General features: G+C 72.1%; 10 protein-coding genes. 3 read left to right on the top strand and 7 right to left on the bottom strand.

The annotated features are described in order from the left end of the window. Nucleotides 1-498: 498 nt before the first annotated feature. Nucleotides 499-1,023 carry a hypothetical protein gene (locus tag ACH4S9_RS02075; RefSeq protein ID WP_385340725.1) on the top strand — a complete coding sequence of 175 codons (525 nt, stop codon included), beginning with the start codon at nt 499-501 and terminating at the stop codon, nt 1,021-1,023. 182 nt (nt 1,024-1,205) lie between these two features. Beyond that, nucleotides 1,206-3,191 (top strand): glycoside hydrolase family 3 protein, encoded by a 1,986-nt coding sequence (locus ACH4S9_RS02070; protein WP_398369223.1) that lies wholly within the window; start codon nt 1,206-1,208, stop codon nt 3,189-3,191. A gap of 21 nt (nt 3,192-3,212) precedes the next feature. Here ACH4S9_RS02070 and ACH4S9_RS02065 read toward each other — a convergent pair whose 3' ends face one another. The 4 genes from ACH4S9_RS02065 to ACH4S9_RS02050 all read right to left on the bottom strand — a co-directional run bounded on the left by ACH4S9_RS02065 (nt 3,213) and on the right by ACH4S9_RS02050 (nt 9,633). Beyond that, nucleotides 3,213-4,568, bottom strand: coding sequence for a lanthionine synthetase C family protein (locus tag ACH4S9_RS02065; protein ID WP_398369221.1), 1,356 nt, complete (start codon nt 4,566-4,568; stop codon nt 3,213-3,215). After that, on the bottom strand, nt 4,565-7,741 hold the full coding sequence (locus ACH4S9_RS02060; protein WP_398369219.1) for a lantibiotic dehydratase: 3,177 nt from the start codon (nt 7,739-7,741) through the stop codon (nt 4,565-4,567). The genes ACH4S9_RS02065 and ACH4S9_RS02060 overlap by 4 nt, the downstream gene beginning before the upstream one ends. Before the next feature lie 76 nt (nt 7,742-7,817). Continuing rightward, nucleotides 7,818-7,982 (bottom strand): SCO0268 family class II lanthipeptide, encoded by a 165-nt coding sequence (lanA, locus tag ACH4S9_RS02055; RefSeq protein ID WP_311729673.1) that lies wholly within the window; start codon nt 7,980-7,982, stop codon nt 7,818-7,820. Between the two features lie 235 nt (nt 7,983-8,217). Continuing rightward, a complete protein-coding gene (locus ACH4S9_RS02050; protein WP_398369217.1) occupies nt 8,218-9,633 on the bottom strand; it encodes a S28 family serine protease in 1,416 nt (471 codons plus the stop codon). Between the two features lie 146 nt (nt 9,634-9,779). Here ACH4S9_RS02050 and ACH4S9_RS02045 point away from each other — a divergent pair, with 146 nt between their 5' ends. After that, nucleotides 9,780-10,223 carry a hypothetical protein gene (locus ACH4S9_RS02045; RefSeq protein WP_311729675.1) on the top strand — a complete coding sequence of 148 codons (444 nt, stop codon included), beginning with the start codon at nt 9,780-9,782 and terminating at the stop codon, nt 10,221-10,223. Nucleotides 10,224-10,334: 111 nt separating this feature from the next. On the opposite strand, the gene ACH4S9_RS02040 is transcribed toward ACH4S9_RS02045, so the two are convergent. The 3 genes from ACH4S9_RS02040 to ACH4S9_RS02030 form a co-directional block, all read right to left on the bottom strand. Further along, nucleotides 10,335-14,279 carry an ABC transporter ATP-binding protein gene (locus ACH4S9_RS02040; RefSeq protein WP_398370488.1) on the bottom strand — a complete coding sequence of 1,315 codons (3,945 nt, stop codon included), beginning with the start codon at nt 14,277-14,279 and terminating at the stop codon, nt 10,335-10,337. A 143-nt stretch (nt 14,280-14,422) separates the two neighbouring features. Further along, the gene (locus ACH4S9_RS02035) at nt 14,423-15,541 is read right to left on the bottom strand and encodes an esterase-like activity of phytase family protein (protein ID WP_398369214.1); all 1,119 of its coding nucleotides are present in this window, start codon (nt 15,539-15,541) and stop codon (nt 14,423-14,425) included. Nucleotides 15,542-15,644: 103 nt separating this feature from the next. After that, nucleotides 15,645-15,935, bottom strand: a complete 291-nt coding sequence (locus tag ACH4S9_RS02030) for a helix-turn-helix transcriptional regulator (protein WP_311729677.1) — start codon at nt 15,933-15,935, stop codon at nt 15,645-15,647. Nucleotides 15,936-15,978: the final 43 nt, after the last annotated feature.

The raw sequence follows: 15,978 nt of genomic DNA, 5'->3' as shown, positions 1-15,978 counted from the left end.
TTTCCCCACCCCGCCCCTTCCCGGCAGCGTCGATATGCGGCTCCGCCGCGTGAGGGACACCCCCAGGCCCCCCCGACGCACCCCGGTGGGCGGTTCGGCACGCGGCTCCGGCGGCGAGACGCCGGGAGCGGGACGCCGGACGGATTGGGGCCACCGGGCGGAGAGCCGCCGACGAGACGGGAGGGGGTGGGGGTGCAGGGGTGGTGCCCTGGACGCTTACGCATATTTGTGGCGCCAAGTTCCGGGTTCCCTGCCGTTCCGGGCACCGGCGCCGTAAATATGCGGTCCAGGGTGACAGCCCCGGAGGCCCCGCCCCCGCACCCACCACCGAACAGCAGGCGCACCCCCCACACGGCGCAACCCCGGCGCGCCCACCGCACCGCGCACGACCGCCGCTGCCAACATGACCACATGCGTACCGCCCGTATCCGATTCCGCGCGGCCGCGCCCGCCGCGGAACCGGCAGGGGGCGCGGGCCGTCCAAGGGGCGTGCTGCCGGTGAGTCTCCGCAGGGCGGTGTCGGCCTCGCTGCTGGCTGCGTCGCTGACCTCCCTCTCCACGGCCTGCGGCCAGCAGCATCCCGCCGTCGGCGTGCCCCCCGTCAACCGCGCCGACGGCGGCACCCCGAGCTCCCCGCCCGGCACGCCCTCCCGCCAGGGCCGCGTCGACACGGGGCTCGTCTACTTCACGAGCGCCCCCGGGGCGGTCCGCGAGGTCCGTGCCGTGCTGCGCCGCCCGGACGAGCTGAGCGCCTTCGCCCGGCTCTTCGGCGAGCGGTCACGCGAGATCACCGCCAGGGCCAAGGACATCGACTTCACCCGCACCCCCCTGGTCGGCTGGTCCACGATCACCGGCTGCGCCCAGTGGCCGTCCGCGCGCCTCCACCGCACCGATGACACGCTGAGGCTGATCCCGGCCCCGCACCCGAAGCCGCCGCCGGAGTGCTACGCGCCCTTCCACACCATCGCGGTCTTCCAGGTGCCCGAGGACCGGCTGCCCGCGCAGCCACGTTTCGCGGACTGACCGCCGCACGCCACTCCCCGACAGCGTCCGGCCGCCCCGTGACCGGCGTCGTGCACCGATTGACCGAGGCTGTTCCCCTCCGTCCCGCGAATTGACCCAGCCTCACTTCCCGCATATTTTCCGCATGTTCGCTTCATGCGGACCACAGCCACCCCCTCCCCGACCCTACGGAAGGAGCGCGGGTGCAGAACCCTGCATTCCCTCAGGCGGCCTCCCGCCGCGCCCTCCTGGCCGCCGCCCTCGCGGCCACCGCCGCCGCGTGTTCGCCACAGCCGTCCGCCGCCACCCGGGACCGCAAGACCACCCCAGCGCCAACCCAAACCCCCACCCGCCACCGCGAACGCGACCGCAAGCGAATCGACGCGCTCCTGGGCCGGATGACTCTGGACGAGAAGATCGGCCAGCTCTTCGTGGCGCGGGTCTACGGCCACTCCGCCACCGCCCCCGACCCCGCCGACGCCGCCCAGAACCGCAAGGAGGCCGGCGTCGCCAACGCCGCCGAGCTGATAGCGAAGTACCACGTCGGCGGCATCATGTACGTCGGGTGGGCGCACAACATCCGCGATCCCCACCAGCTCGCCGCGCTCTCCAACGGCATCCAGAAGGCCGCGCTCGCGGGCCCGGCCCCCGTCCCCGTCCTCCTGTCCACCGACCAGGAGCACGGCATCGTCACGCGCATCGGCGCCCCCGCCACGCTCCTCCCGGGCGCGATGGCGCTCGGCGCGGGCCGCAGCGCCGCGGATGCCCGGACCGCCGCCGGGATCGCGGGCGCCGAGCTCGCCGCGCTCGGCATCCGGCAGGACTACGCGCCCGTGGCGGACGTCAATGTCGACCCGGCGAACCCGGTCATAGGCGTACGCTCCTTCGGCGCCGACCCCAGGTCCGTGGCCCGCCTGGTCGCGGCCCAGGTCGAGGGGTATCAGAGCGCCGGGGTCGCGGCCACGGCCAAGCACTTCCCCGGGCACGGCGACACGGCCGTGGACAGCCACATCGGCCTCCCGGTCATCACGCACTCCCGCGCCGAGTGGGAGCGGCTGGACGCGCCGCCGTTCCGGGCCGCCATCGAGGCGGGCATCGACGCGATCATGACGGCGCATCTGCTGTTCCCCGCGCTCGACCCGGTCGACGACCCCGCCACGCTCTCCAAGCCCATCATCACCGGCGTGCTCCGCCGTGAACTGGGCTTCGGCGGCGTGGTGGTGACGGACTCGCTCGGGATGGCCGGGGTGCGGAAGAAGTACGGCGACGGACGGGTGCCGGTCCTGGCCCTGAAGGCGGGTGCGGACCAGCTGCTGAACCCGCCGGACCTGCCGACCGCCTGGGCGGCCGTCCGCCGGGCGGTCCGGGAGGGGGTGCTCAGCGAGGCCCGCATCGAGGAGTCCGTACTGCGCATCCTCGAACTCAAGGCGCGCCGGGGCCTGTTCGACGACCCCCACACCTCCGACCGCGAGGTGAACCGCACGGTCGGCACCCGCGAACACCGCGCCGCCGCCGACCGAATAGCCGAGCGCACCACCACGCTCCTCGTCAACGAGGGCGGCCTGCTGCCGCTGTCCCTCTCCCACCACCGCAAGCTGCTGGTCGTGGGCCCGGACCCGGCCGCCCCCTCCGGCACCGGCGGCCCGCCGACGGCCGTCCTGGGCCGCGCGCTGACCGCCCTCGGCTTCACCGCCGAGACCCTGTCCACCGGCACCGCACCCGAGCCGACACCGGAGCGGATCAAAGCGGCGGTCGCGGCGGCCAAAAACCAAGACGCGGTGATCGTGACGACGTACGACGTCGACGCGGGGTCCCGCCAGCGCAGGCTCGTCTCCGAGCTCGCCGCCACGGGCGTCCCGCTGGTCCACGTGGCCATCCGGAACCCGTACGACGTCGCGTACCTCAACCTCACGCACGGCAACGGCAACGGCAACGACAACGACAACCGCAGCACCAACCGCGTCGGCGCCGGCAGAGCGGCCGAGGCGGCCCCCGACGCGGCCCCCGAGGCCTCCGCCGTCCCCATCGCCTCCCTGGCCACCTACTCCTGGACGGACGTCGAGCTGCGCGCCGCCGCGCGCGTCATCGCGGGCCGGGTGAACCCGCGCGGCAGGCTGCCCGTCCCGGTACGGCGCGCGGACGCGCCGCACGGGGTGCTCTACCCGAGAGGCCACGGCCTGTCGTACTGAGCACCGGATACTCGGTGAAGGTCAGGACAGCAGCAAGGGCATGTCCCAGCCGGATGAGGTGGTTCCCGCCGCGTAGGAATCGAGGGCCAGGGCGACGCCCGCGGCACCGTCCAGGTAGCCCGAGACGTCGGAGCCGTAGGGCACCGCTGTCATGGTGAAGCGGTGGCCGAACGGCAGGTCCGGGTCGAAGGCACTGGTCAACTCGGTGGCCAGCCGGTCCCGGAGAACCTCGATCCGCGGGTCCTGGAAGTGTTCGTTGAGACGGCCGAGTTGGTGCAGGGCGCCTGCCCAGCCGTGGCACAGGGCGTGATCGTGGATGCCCCAGTCGTGCATGGGCAGGGTCAGCAGCCGCTCCACCGACGCTCGCGACAGGGCCGCCCAGTCTTCGCGTCCCAGTGCCAGTCCGGCCAGTTGGAGGGCGCGCGAGACGCCGGGGGCGCCGTAGCACCACGACGGCCATCCGGCGGGATCGCCGTACTCCTCCGGGCCGGCCAGCCACTGGGCGAGGCTGAGATGGCCGGGCCAGAAGACGCCGTGCCCGTCTTCGACCGACCACCGCACCAGCAGGTCCGCCATGGACTCGATGGCCTCCCGCTGATCCGGCAGCCTGACGCCCTGCTGCCAGGCGAGCGACATCAGCGCAAGAGGGCCCGCGACACCGTGTGAGATGCCGAGGTTGAGGTGGCCGCCGGGAAACGCGGCCTCCGAACCGATCCGTGGAGCGTCCAGAGCCCACCACCGGGGCACGCGGTGCCCGCGGTGCCCGACGGTCCCGCGCGCCAGGCGTATCAAGTAGCCGAGGACGCTTTCGAGCGCCTCACCGCAGCTCTCGACGCGGGCGAGAAGGTAGCGGCCGACTCCGGTCAGACCGCGGACCACCTCGTAGTGGCCGATGGTGGGAAGTGGGGCGTCGTCCACGACCGGAGGCAGTACGGTGCCCACCAGATCACGCTGGTAGGCGTCGAGACGCTGGAGCGCGGAGAGGTAACCGCCGGTGCCGCGATGGGCGATCAGCACCGCGAAGGCCAGTGCTCCCGGCCCCTTGAAGATGCCGCTCGGGGCCACGGTCCCGGAGGCCACCGCCCGTGTCGCCACTCCGAGATAGGCATGCGCCCGGGGCGCCTGCTCAGCCGCACGGTGGTGCACTCCGCTGAACGCGATGGACAGGCCGGGGCTTCCACTGCCGAGGGTCAGTTCGGCCCAGATGCCTTCGGGGACACCGTCGTCGGCGGCCTCGGCGGGGATGCGTGTGGCGGCCATGGTGGCGGCGGGGTCGGCCAGCCGGTCGAGGATCTGGGCGGAGACGGCCTGCGCACGTTCACGTACAGCGGCACGTGTCCGCGCGGTGGCCGGCTCGCTGTGGGCTGTGCCGCTCATCCGGCCCTCCCGGGGGTAAGCAGGGAGGAGGCAGGGCGGGGAGCATGAGCCCTCCTTCCGATGTGGGCGCGGGCCACGCCGCGAAGTACGGCGTATCCGCGGGCCTCAGCCGCCGGACCGACGCCGAAAAGGCGGTTGTGCCGCATGTGGAGAAGGGAGAGCACCGCCTCGTCACGGTCGGCGGGCGAAGTGGCCAGAATCAGACGGCCGTAGGCGCGCGGCTCCGGTGTCTCGGTCCATAGCCGCGCGAGCGCCGGGGACGACAGTTCCTCGGCGGCCAGGCGGGCGGTCTCGCCGGTCTCGCCGGGGCGGATCAGGTGGTGGGCCGTCGACCGATGCCGTTGGTAAGCGTCGTGTTCCGGTCCTTTGGCGATCATGCGGTCCACCCAGGCGCACCAGTCCCAGTCCCCCAGGGAGTCCAGCAGGACAGCGTGTCCCAGGGCGGCCAGCACCTCGTCGGGCATGGCTGACGCCCCCGCCCCGCGCGCACGCAACTGGAGCAGTGCGGAGAGGCTGTCCGTCTGGAACATACGCTCGGCCGCCTCCTGGAGGGAGTCGCCGCCGTAACGGTCGGTCTCGGGCCGGTACACGTCCAGGGCCATGGTGCGCAGGGCACCGGAACCGACCGAATCGCGGATGCGGCGGCTGAGGGCGGGCAGGACACGACCGTTCAACACGTCCGGATCTCCATGGAAACGCAGCCGCAGATGTGGCTCCGGGTCCCGGTAGCGCAGGAAGAACCATCGGTCGACGTCCTTCTCGATGTCCGAAAGCCACTGCGGCAGGTGGTCGGTCAAGAGTCCGTCGTGAGCTGCCGGTTCCGCGTACACCTTGACGAACAGCCAGTCCTCACCGGGCAGGTGGACCCGGGTCGGGGCGCGCCGGACCGGTGCGGAGGCGGACGGCGCGGAGGCGGACGGCGTGGAGGCGGACGGTGCGGAGGCGGACGGTGCGGAGGAACGGCGGGTCTCGGAGGCGCGCACCAGAGGCACCACGATCTCGGTGCTGTGCCCCGCGTTCCAGCCCAGGTGCGCACCGTCGGCGGTGATGTCCTCGTACAGGACGAAGCGGGGCTGCGCGGCGGTCAGTTCGGAGCGCAGCAGGTCCTGGTCCCATGGGTCGCGCAGGTCGATCGGGTACATCTGATCATTCCTGGCGATCTGCACGCGGTCGGGTACGACGAGGCGCCGCCGCCACTCGCGCAGCCCCTCCTGCCACGCGGATCCGCCCTGCGCGCGGGCGGCGTCGCGCAGCCGTCGGCCCGGCAGCCAGCGGCGGGGGGCCGCCAGGACCCGGCCGTAGCGAACCCGGGGCAGGTAGGGAAGGACGTCCAGGCCGGCCCAGTCCCAGCCGGACCATACGCGGGGACGGGCCGCGGCCAGATCCGACAGGAAGCGGGCCACCGGGGGCGCCTGGGTGTCGAGCGCCAGCATGTGCGGGAACACCGGCACGACCTGACGCTCCGTGGGTTCGTGCAGCAGTCTCAGTCCGTCCGCACCGGCCGCCACCAGCAACGTGCGCCAGTCCAGGCAGTGGGGGTCGCCGCGGTCGTCGGCGACGCCGATGGGGATGCGGTGCGCCAGCAGGCGCGGCACCTGGACGATGTTGAGCGAACGAGGGTCGCGGGGCGCGACGTCCACCTGCGCCAGCAGGCTGTCCGAGCCGGCGGAGTGCGAGACGAGCCGGGAGAGTTCCTCGGTGAGGCCGGTGGTGGCGGCGAATCGGCCCGCGGTGGCGCCGCCCGTCCAGGAGCCGATGTGCGGGCTGCCGAGGAGCTGGAAGTCTCCCCGGTCCAGGGCGTCCAGGCTGTCCGCGAGAATCTGGAAGCACAGTTCGAGGGTGCGCGGAGGCCTGGCGTCGGGGTCGTGTCCCGCGGCGGTGGCCAGACGTGCCACGTCGTCGTCGGTGAGCTCGATGTCGGTTCCGGCGAGGACGGCCTGCTGGACGAGTTCCGCGATCACGCCACGGCGCGTGCGGTCGGCGTCGTCACCCGGTCCGGTGCGCGGATGGGCGGGCGGATCCGCGTACTCGGGCGGCAGTCCAAGACCGCGGTGCGGGTCGACGAGATCGGCGAGGGGCACGGCCGATGCGGTTCCGTACCGCTCGATGAAGCGGTCCCGGTAGTCCCGCATGTACTCGAGCGTCGTCCACTCGGGCGTCATCGCCCAGATCGCGGCAGCGTAGCGGCGCACTTCCGCACCGACCGTGTGCGGTACGACGAAGTCGGCGGGCATCCGCAGATCGACGTGGACCGGTGGCCGCTGGTGCCCGTCACCGCTCTCTCCGGGTGCGTCGAGGCGGCGGACCCGGTCGAGAAGTGCCTGCCAGGAGGCGAGTCCCTCGCCGGGAGGGTCCTGTTCATGGGCGGCGGCGGCCGAGCGGATCGAGCGCAGTCCCGCGGCCGTGTCGGGAAGGGTGTCCTGGAGCGCGGCCTCGATCCGGTCGAGGTACTCGTCGTCGATGCGGTGCGGGGTCAGCGAGGTGAGCAGGAGGCCATGCTGGACGAGACCGCCGAGTTGGGCGTCGAGGCGCTCCGGGCCGAGTGTGGGGAAGCGGCGGGACAGCTCGTCGAACAGAGCGGCGTAGGGGACTGGGCCGGCGGTGAGTTCGCGCACCGCGGCGACCAGCGCGTTGTCGCGGACCGAGGTCTGCCGCTCGCCGGTGCGCAGCGTCAGTCGGCCGTCCCGGAGGACGCACAGGTCGTTGAGGATCACATCCACCCGGCGGCGCACCCCGGGGTGGGCCAGCCAGGCCGTCACGCGGCGGTGCAGCCAGGCTCCGTCAAGGCGGACCGACACCTCGCCGGAGCCCCGGAACCCCGCCTTGGCGGCGGGGCCGAAGCGGGCCCTGCCCACTCCCGCGAAGAGTCCGAAGGGGGTGGGGCGTCCGCCGGACCGCCGCGCGTACCGGGTGAGGGTCCGTGCGGCGCTCAGGGTGCGCTTGCGGCCGTAGGCCGCCGCCTCCTCGTCGTCGCCCAGGCGCCGGAGACTGAGGGCCAGACTGCCGCTGGCGACGTGGACGGCCTGCTGGAGCAGGGGGTCGGCGGCCAGGCTGCGGATGCCGGGCACGGGGTCGTCGGGGCTGATCACGGCCTCGGCGCGGTCCCGGGGCCTGCTCGCGATCCGCACCAGCACCGGTTCACGTACCTCGAAGATTTCGGACTCCGGTCGCACGTCCCTGTTTCCTCGCCTCGCCTGGGATACAGAACAGCGGGGCAGGCACTGCCTGCCCCGCCCGGTCATCCGGCCCCTACGCGCAACAAACGGGGCAGCGGGTACCGATCGCGTAGCTGCTCGGCGAGGTGAACGTGCCCTGCCCGAACTGCTCCGTTCCCTCCGGAAGGTCGGAGACGCGCAGATCGAGGTCTAGGTCGAGGTCAAGGTCATCATTCTTAAGAACAATCTCAGTGCGCATGCTTCTCCCTGGTGTGTCAAGGTGCACGGACTGGAACTAGCCGAAGCACTGGTTCTCCTCGGCAGCCCTAACTGTCACTCCCGATTCACCCGTCAGGGAGTCGATTTTCAGCCATGATCTGCGGGGCCGATATGTCCGCGGGGCCGCGGAAGCCCCCCATGCGCGGAAAGGGCGGCGAGCGGACTTCGGCGCACTCGCCGAGTCCTGTCTCGCCGCCCTCCGCGCTCAGGCCCCCTTACGGCCGCAGGGCCGGCTCGCGCTCGACGTCCCGGCGGTCGAGCCGCGCGTCGTACGGGGCCAGCGGCTTCGCCGCGGGCTGGACGCCCGCCCACCGCTGCACCGCGGCCGTGGCCTTGGCCTTCTCGTCGGCCGCGAGCTGGGCGATGCTGGAGCCGTGGTTGCCGCCGGCGACGGTGTAGACGTACGAGTCCTCGGCGCCCTTGCCGAGCCGGAACCGCTCCGCGCCCCACGGGTCGTTCTGCCCGTACACGAACAGCATCCGCCGCGCGTCGTGCCGCACCCAGGTGTCGACGTCCCGCATCGCGTTCGGCCGGAAGCGCATCGGGATCTCGCGGGGCACATAGCTGCGCGGGGTGTAGATGCCCGGGTAGCGCAGCAGCCCGTCCAGGTGCGGGGTGTCGAAGCTGGGCGAGCCCAGTTCCGTGCCCGCCTGGTAGTAGTACGGCGTGTAGGTCTCCAGGCCCTGGTCGGTGTAGGCGGCGAAGCCGGAGATGTCGTCGACGAAGGTGTACAGCTCGTCGGTCGAGGCGGTCGGCGCGGGCACGTCGGCGCACTCGCTCACCCCGTGGTACTGCCAGAAGGCCCACACCAGGTCGAGGGCGACGTTCTCGTACGCCTTGTCCGCGCTGCCGACGACCGTGAAGGTCTGCCCCTCGTCGTCCGCCCACTTCTGGTAGCGGGCCAGGATCTCCTCGCGCCGCACCAGCGCCTCGCGCTGCACCGCGTTCAGCTTGGTGCGGCACTCGGCGGTGCCGACGGAGGCGAAGAAGCGGTCGTAGGCCGAATCCTCCTCGTTGACCACGTCGTTGGGCGCGACGTAGGCGACGGTGGCGTCCATGTCGTTCGGGTAGAAGCGGCGGTAGTACGTGGCGGTCATGCCGCCCTTGCTGCCGCCGGTGGCCAGCCACTTCTTGCCGTAGACCGGCTTCAGGGCCCGGTAGAGGCGGTGCTGGTCACTGGCCGCCTGCCAGATGTCGAGCTTGGACCAGTCGGCGGGCTGGGGCCGGGACGGAGTGAAGAAGCGATACTCCAGCGACACCTGGTTGCCGTCGACGATCTGGGTCGGCTCACTGCGGCGCGGGCTGGTGTTGACGTTGTAGCCCGAGGTGAAGAACACCGTGGGCCGGTCGGTGGATTTGTGCAGCAGGGTGAAGCGCTGCTCGAAGGTCCCCTTGGCCGGGTGACGGTGGTCGATCGGCTGCGTGTAGGTCAGTACGAAAAAGCGGTAGCCGTCATACGGCTTTTCCTCGACGAGCCGCATTCCGGGTATCGCGAGTATTCGGTCCTTGATGTCAGGCTCCGCGGTGGCCGGTTTCGCGGTGGCCGGTGCCGCGGACGCGCTGCCGACGCCGGCGCCGACCGCTCCCACCAGCATCACCAGCGCCAACAGCCATCTGAGCGCCTTGCCCATTCGCCCTCCCCATGAGTTCGCACGGATCGCCGAGAACCTATCGGGGCACAGGTGGGGCCGCCAGACCCGGCAACCGGAGCCCGAATACGGAGAGTTGTGGGCTCCGCCCTCTTTCGTAGCGGGCTGTGATGGCTCATCCTGCCTACATGGACCGAGACGAACGGCACGACCGGAGCGAACGGGCCGAGCGGCTGACCCAGTATCTGACCGAATTGCAGAACCGAATCGATCCTCGCTCGTTGGAGCTGCTCATGCGGCTGCTGCGCGAGCTGAGCACCTCACCGGCCGTCCACGGGGGGACGTACGAACTCGGCATGGGGCCGGAGGAGAAAGAGCTGTTCACCCCCGCTCTACAGGCGGAGCTGCTGGTGCTGTTCGGCCTGCTCACCTCCCAGGACGAGCGGGTGGTCGTCGACCTCGGCGACAGCCCGCACGCCAAGGGCATGAAGGTCCTGGTGCCCCAGGACCGGGCGGAGGACCCCGACTTCCTCCTCCGTCACAAGCAGCGGGTGGCCGCGGACGCGGAACAGCGGGAACGAGACCGGCGTGAGGTGGAGGGGATAGCCAGGGCCAGCGGTATGGAACCGTGATGTAACGGTGGGTAACATCGGCTGAATGCCGAGAGTCACCACGGGGGTTACGGGTAAATGCCGTCGGACGACGCCGTCAACAGACGACGCCGCCCTCGAGCGACGACACCATCAGGCGACGGCCGTCGGAGCCGTCTCCCCCGTGAAGGTGCGCCACAACTCGGCGTACCGACCATCGAGGGCCACCAACTCCTCGTGCGTACCGTCCTCGACGACCCGCCCGTGATCCAGGACCACCACCCGGTCCGCGCGGGCCGCGGTCGTCAGCCGGTGCGCGACGACCAGCGTGGTACGCCTGCCCGCCAGGCGGTCCGTGGCCTGGTTCACCAGGGCCTCGGTGGCCAGGTCGAGCGCGGCCGTGGCCTCGTCGAGCAGCAGGATGTCCGGGCCGACCAGCTCGGCGCGGGCCAGTGCGATGAGCTGGCGCTGCCCGGCTGACAGATTGCGCCCGCGCTCGGTGACCTCGTGCAGATAGCCGCCGTCGAGCGAGGCCACCATGGCGTGGGCGCCGACCGCGCGGGCCGCCGCCTCCACCTCCGCGTCGCTCGCGTCCGGGCGCCCGTACGCGATGGCGTCGCGCACCGTCCCGGGGAACAGATACGGCTCCTGCGGTACAACGCCCAGGCGGTTGCGGTACGCCGTGAGATCGAGCTCGCGCACATCCGTGCCGTCCACCCGCACGGCCCCGGCGGAGGGGTCGTAGAACCGCGCGACCAGCTTGACGAGCGTGGACTTGCCCGCGCCCGTCTCGCCGACGAAGGCGACGGTCTGCCCGGCGGGGATCGTCAGGTCGATGCCCGCCAGCGCCTCGTCGCCATCGTCCCCGTACCCGAAGCGCACCCCGTCGAAGGTGACCTCGCCGCGCAGCGCCCGCACCTCGCGCGGCGCGTCGGCGAGCGGGGTCTTCGTCGGCTCGCGCAGCAGCTCCTGGATGCGCCGCAGCGAGACGGTGGCCTGCTGGTAGCCGTCGAAGACCTGGGAGAGCTGCTGGACCGGGGCGAAGAACAGGTCGATGTAGAGGAGATAGGCGACCAGCGCGCCCGCCGTCAGCGTGTTGTCGCCGACCCGCCCGGCGCCGACGATCAGCACCAGCGCGGCCGCGACGGACGACAGCAGCTGGACGAAGGGGAAGTACACCGAGATCAGCCACTGGCCGCGCACCCGCGCCCGGCGGTACGCGTCGCTGCGCCCCGCGAACCGCTCCCGGCCCGCCCGCTCGCGGCGGAAGGCCTGCACGATGCGCAGTCCGGCCACGCTCTCCTGAAGGTCCGCGTTGACCACGCTGACCCGCTCGCGCGCCAGCTCGTACGTCTTGACGCTCTGCCGCCGGAAGAAGATCGTGCCGACGACGAGCAGCGGCAGCGCCGCGAACACCACGAGCGCCAGCTGGACGTCGATGATCAGCAGCGCGACCAGGATGCCGAAGAAGGTCAGCAGGGAGACGACGGCGGTGACCAGGCCGGTCTGGAGGAAGGTGGACAGCGCGTCCACGTCCGTGGTCATCCGGGTCATGATCTTGCCGGTCAGCTCGCGCTCGTAGTAGTCAAGACCGAGCCGCTGGAGCTGCGCGAAGATCTTCACCCGCAGCGAGTACAGGACGCGCTCGCCGGTCCGCCCGGTCATCCGCGTCTCGCCGATCTGCGCGGCCCACTGCGCGAGGACGACGACGAGCGCCAGCCCGGAGGCGGCCCACACCGCGCCCAGCGCCATCCGCTGGACGCCCTGGTCGATGCCGTGCCGGATGAGCACCGGCAGCAGCAGCCCGGCCAGCGCGTCGACCGCGACCAGCAGCAGGCTGACCGCGAGCGGCGCGCCGAACCCGCGCAGCAACTGCCGCAGCCCGTACGCCCGCTCGGGGCGCGCGGCCCGCTGCTCGTCGATGTCGGGCGTGTCGGTGGCGGGCGGCAGCGCCGCGACCTTGGCCAGCAGCTCGGGGGTGGCGGGCATCCCGGCGAGCGCCCCGGCCATTCCGGGGCCGGGGGCGGCAGCCGCGGCGGTGGCGGCGGGGGCCGCTCCGCCGCCGGGCAGGTCGCTGTCCCCGTCCGCGTCGGCGCGCCGCACCCACAGCTCGGGCGTCACGCCGTTTTCCGCCGCGTCGTCGTCGCCGTCCTGCCGCGCGAGAGTGCTGCTGATGACCGTACGGGCGCCCCAGCTCTCGCCGTCCGGGCCGGGTACGCCGTCGAGGTACGGCACGGCGAGCCCGGTGGCCGACGCCTCGCCGCCGAAGGCCCCGGCGACCGCCACCGCGCCGTCGCCGCCCACCGCGCCGGCCGCCACGCTGCCCGCCGGGTCGCGGGCGATCCCGCTGAGCTCGTCCGGGTCGGTCAGCAGCCGCCGGTAGAGCGCGCTGCGCTCCCGCAGCTCCTCGTGGGTGCCGATGTCGGCGAGGCGGCCGCGGTCGAGCACGGCGATGCGGTCGGCCAGGGCGAGGGTCGACAGGCGGTGGGCGATGAGCAGCGTCGTACGCCCCGCCATGACGCCCCGCAGCGCCTCGTGGATCTCGTGCTCGACCCGCGCGTCCACCGCCGATGTGGCGTCGTCGAGGACGAGCAGCCGCGGGTCGGTGAGGATCGCGCGGGCCAGGGCGACACGCTGGCGCTGGCCGCCGGAGAGGGTCAGGCCCTGCTCGCCGACCTCGGTGTCGTAGCCGTCGGGCAGCGCCGAGATGAAGCCGTCGGCCTGGGCGGCGCGGGCCGCGGCCCGGATCTGCTCCTCGGTCGCGTCGGGCTGCCCGTACGCGATGTTGGCGCGCACCGTGTCCGAGAACAGGAAGCTGTCCTCCGGCACCAGCCCGATCGCGGCGCGCAGCGATTCGTACGTCAGCTCGCGCACATCGTGGCCGCCGACCCGCACCGCCCCCGCCGACACGTCGTAGAAGCGGGGCAGCAGCAGCGCGAGGGTCGACTTGCCGCTGCCGGACGCGCCGACGACCGCGACCGTCTCGCCCGGCTCGATCCGCAGGGACAGGTCGTCGAGGACGGGGCGCTCGGCGTCGTAGCCGAAGGAGACGTGGTCGAACTCGACCGTCGCGGGGGCGTCGGCGGGCAGCTCCCGCGCGTCGGGGCGCTCCGCGATGGCGGGCTCGGTGTCGATCAGCTCGAAGACCCGCTCGGCACCGGCCCGCGCCTGCTGCCCGACCGTGAGGATCATCGTGAGCATCCGGACCGGCCCGACCAGTTGCGCGAGGTAGGTGGAGAAGGCCACGAAGGTGCCGAGGGTGACCTGGCCGCGGGTGGCCATCCAGCCGCCCAGCGCCAGCATGGCGACCTGGCCGAGGGCGGGCACGGCCTGGAGGGCGGGGGTGTAGCGGGAGTTCAGGCGGACGGTCCGCAGCCGGCCGGCGAACAGCCGGCGGCTGACCTCGCGGAGCTTCCCGGTCTCCTGCTCCTCCTGCCCGAACCCCTTGACCACGCGAACGCCGGTGACCGCCCCGTCCACGACCCCGGCGACCGCCGCCGCCTGCCCCTGGGCGTACCAGGTCGCGGGGAACAGGCGGGTGCGGCTGCGCGAGGCGATGAACCACAGCGCGGGGGCGACGGCGAGCGCGACGACGGTGAGCACCGGCGAGAGCACCGCCATCACGGCCAGCGAGATCACGAAGAGCAGGACGTTGCCGATCATCATCGGCACCATGAAGAGCAGCCCCTGGACGAGCTGGAGATCGCTGGTGGCCCGGCCGATGACCTGCCCGGTGCTCAGCTCGTCCTGGCGCCTGCCGTCGAACCGCGAGATCGCCGCGAACATCTCGGTGCGCAGCTCGTGCTGCACGTCCAGGGCGAGCCGGCCGCCGTAGTAGCGCCGGACGAAGGTGAGCCCGTAGACCACGAGCGCGGCGACGACCAGCAGCGTGGCCCAGGGCGCGAGCGAGCGGTCGTGCTTGACGATCACATCGTCGATGATCAGCTTCGTGACGAGCGGCACCAGCGCCGTCACGGCCATCCCGCCGAGCGAGGCGCCGAGGGCCAGAGTCACGTCGCGGCGGTACCGCCAGCAGTAGCGGATCAGCCGCCGCGCCCAGCCCTCCCGCGTATCCGCTGTATCCGCGTCGTCCGCCATCGCGTCCGCCACCCGTGACCTCCCGATCCGCCTTTGCTACCGGAAGACACCAACACCCTGGCGTGCGGATTTCATCCTGCCGCAACAAAACGGGGCCCGGGGGCTCGGCCCCTGGACCCCGCTGTGACCTGTGGTTCCCGCCCCTAGGACCCGCTGCTGGGCAGCTTGGCGGTCAGCGCGTACAGGCGGGTGATCTGCGCCACGTTCGCGTTGTCGTCGCTGACGAGCAGGAGCTTCAGCGTCCCTCCGGTGGCGCTGGTGACGGCCATGCCCTCGATGTTGTCGAGCAGCTTGTTGTGCTGGGACTGCTTGGCGGGCGCGCCGAGGTCGGGGCACTTGACGAGGTCGGCGAGCAGGGTCTTCTTCACCAGCTGGGCCGACCCGGGCAGGTTCTCGGTATTGGTGACGTCGGTCGCCCCGCTCAGATCGGCGAGGTAGAGGCGGACGGTGTTGCCACTCGGGGAATGGCCGCGCTCGATGACGAGGAGACGGCCGTCGGGAGTCGCGGCGATCTCGGAGATGCCGAGATCCTTGCTCGCGACGTCTGGATTCTTGTCGACCGCGTAGCCGTACTGCGCGGCGATCTTGAAGTCTTTCGCGCTCTGGCCCTGCTCCCGCTGCCAGCTCTGAAGCCGCACCAGCGTATGCCCCGCAGTGTCCTTGCCGTCCCCTTCCAGCGGCCCCTCCATGGAGGCGACGAGCGTCTTGCCGCCGGGCTGGAGGGTCAGCCCTTCGAGCGTCAGGTTCCTGTCGGGGGCCCGCCCGTCGGGCTTGACCAGCAGCCTCTTGGGCATGGGCAGCTTGACGGGATTGCGGCCGGACTCGTCATAGATCCGGATGGACGGCTCGATCTCGGACGTGACCAGGCGGGTCTTGTCGCTGTCGATCACCAGGGCCTCGGAGTCGAGTGAGGGATATCCCTGCTCGTCCCTGAGGTCGGTCACCCCGGTCGGCTCGGCGGTGGGGTTCCCGTTCTGGCTCTGTACCTTCAGGCGGAACAGCAGGGACCGGTCGGAGACCGCGGCGATGGAGCCGTCGTGGTCGACGGCGAGGCCGGAGAGGTTTCCGACGTACCTCTTCCGGAAGAGGGTCCCGTCGAGGGAGTCGGAGAAGCCGTCGACGTCCACGTTGTCGGAGCACTTGTGGTCGACGTTCTGGGCACGGGCGCGGGCGGTGGCGCTGCCACCCTCGACGCCCAGGGAGCTACAGAGCGCGAGGGCGGCGGTGGTGGTGGCGAGGGCGATGCGGAGACGGCGGCGCATGGGCGTTTCTCCTCGGTGGAATGCGTCCTGACCTGCGCGGCCGAGTTGGCCGACGCGGCCCGGACGCTAATTCGCCCAGCTGGAGCCCGGGTTGAGCGCCGCACTATGCCGCGGCGCCGGCCTCCGCCGGTGCGGCCTCCTCCGCCACCGTGACCGCCGCGCACCGCTCGGCCAGCTCGTCGAGCGTGAGCCCGAGCGTGCCGACCAGGGCGGCGATGGTGAAGAAGGCGGGGGTCGGGGCCCGGCCGGTCTCGATCTTGCGGAGGGTCTCGGCGGAGATCCCGGCCGCGGCGGCGATCTCGGCCATGCTCCGTTCTCCGCGGGCCTGGCGGAGGAGGAGGCCGAGGTGGCGGCCGCGTTCGCGTTCCAGCGGAGTGAGAGGGGTGCGCACCATGTCCGTGATACTAATGCCGGTATAAGAATTGGACCACTACACC

Origin of the sequence: Streptomyces sp. NPDC021225 (assembly GCF_044332865.1) — a bacterium.
In the GTDB taxonomy this organism is placed as follows: domain Bacteria; phylum Actinomycetota; class Actinomycetes; order Streptomycetales; family Streptomycetaceae; genus Streptomyces.
Note: the sequence above shows the minus strand (reverse complement) of the source record. Positions and strands in the feature narration are given on the sequence as shown.